The organism is Protofrankia sp. Cr1 (assembly GCF_963555865.1).
Taxonomy (GTDB): Bacteria; Actinomycetota; Actinomycetes; order Frankiales; family Frankiaceae; genus Protofrankia.
Map to the genome: position 1 here is coordinate 3,455 of NZ_CAUVXO010000098.1, position 1,190 is coordinate 4,644.

1 protein-coding gene is annotated in these 1,190 nt (G+C 70.6%); it reads right to left on the reverse strand.

Annotated features, from left to right (window positions below; translation table 11 throughout):
• Positions 1-1,176: formaldehyde dehydrogenase, glutathione-independent (fdhA, locus tag U9980_RS10665; RefSeq protein WP_322767771.1), on the reverse strand; the 1,176-nt coding region annotated here is incomplete at its 3' end.
• Positions 1,177-1,190: the final 14 nt, after the last annotated feature.

Below are 1,190 nucleotides of genomic sequence, written 5' to 3' on the forward strand. Positions count from 1 at the left end.
GCGGGCCGCACCCTGATCGAAGGTGCGGTAGCCGGCGGGGGCCTGCTCCAGCGGGATAGGGGTGGCGTTGACCGCCTTCGCGATCTGCACCCGGTCGTGCAGGATCGCCATCATCAGCTGTCGGTGATACGTCATCACCGGGCACTGGCCGGTGAACAAGGCGTGCGAGCGGGCCCAGCCCAGCCCGATCCGGATCGACAGCGAGCCGACCTTCGCCGCCTCGTCGGCCGCGCCCGGGTCACCGGTCACATACAGCCCGGGAATACCGATCGACCCGCCGGCCCGGGTGATCTCCATGACCGCGTTCAGGACGGCGGCGGGCGCCTCGGCAGCGTCCGGGGCGTGCCCGCGGGCCTCGAACCCGACCGCGTCGACCGCGCAGTCCACCTCCGGCTCACCGAGGATCTCCGCGATCTGGCCGCCGAGGTCACCGAGTGACACATCGACGGTCGCGCAGCCGAAGCTGCGGGCCTGCGCCAGCCGCTCGGCGTTGAGGTCACCGACGATGACCACCGCGGCACCCAGCAGGAACGCGGACGCCGCCGCGGCCAGCCCCACCGGCCCCGCCCCGGCGATGTACACGGTGGAGCCGGGGCCGACCCCGGCGGTGACACAGCCGTGGAAGCCGGTGGGGAAGATGTCCGACAGCATCGTCAAATCGAGGATCTTCGCCATGGCCTGGTCCCGGTCGGGGAAGCGCAACAGGTTCCAGTCGGCGTAGGGGATCATCACGTACTCTGCCTGGCCGCCGACCCAGCCGCCCATGTCGACGTAGCCGTAGGCCGACCCGGGCCGGTCCGGGTTGACGTTCAGGCAGATGCCGGTCTTGCGTTCCTTGCAGTTGCGACAACGCCCGCAGGCGATGTTGAACGGGACGGAGACGAGGTCCCCGGCCTTGATGAACTCGACGTCCCGGCCGGTCTCGACGACCTCACCGGTGATCTCGTGGCCGAGGACCAGCCCGGCCGGCGCGGTCGTCCGGCCGCGGACCATGTGCTGGTCGCTGCCGCAGATATTGGTCGACACCACCTTCAGGATGACGCCGTGCGGGCACTGCCGGCCCACGTTCGCCGGGTTGACCCCCGGCCCGTCCTGTAAGACCAGCCCGGGAAAGTCCAGGTCGACCACCTCGACCCGGCCGGGCTCCATGTACGCCACCCCGCGGTTGTCAGCCACACTGCACCTCCGCA